We start from the raw sequence: 399 nt of genomic DNA, 5'->3' as shown, positions 1-399 counted from the left end.
CGCCGCCGCCGTCGCGCAGCGGCGCCGGGCGCGGCGCGGGCTGCGGCCTGGACTGGTCGCATCCCTCCTGCTGCATGCCGGCTTCGCCCTGCTGGTGCTGCTGGCTGTCATGACCCGGCCGCGCCCGCCGGAGCCGCTGCCGCCCCCCTCCTACGCCGTCTACTACCAGTCCGGCGCACCGGATCAGCCGGGCGAGCCCGACCAGGCGGAGGCGCGGCGGGACGCCCAGCCGGATGTCGCGGGCGCCGTGCCGCCGCCCCCACCCCCGATGCCGCTGCCGCCGACGCCGCCGCAACTAGCCCCGACGCCGCCGCCCGTGGCGCCGCCCGTAACGCCGCCGCGCCTGGCGGAGGCGCCGCCCGCTCCGCCGCAACCCCCGGCCGCGCCGCTTCTCGCACC

At 81.2% G+C, this 399-nt stretch carries 1 pseudogene; it reads left to right on the top strand.

The features are described 5' to 3' along the window. A pseudogene (locus E2C05_RS33905) lies at positions 1-399 on the top strand (hypothetical protein); the annotation flags it as partial.

Origin of the sequence: Paracraurococcus ruber, from assembly GCF_004353985.1 — a bacterium.
GTDB classification, from domain to species: domain Bacteria; phylum Pseudomonadota; class Alphaproteobacteria; order Acetobacterales; family Acetobacteraceae; genus Paracraurococcus; species Paracraurococcus ruber.
The sequence above is the reverse complement of the archived record's forward strand: the minus strand, read 5'-3'. Positions and strand labels throughout refer to the sequence as shown.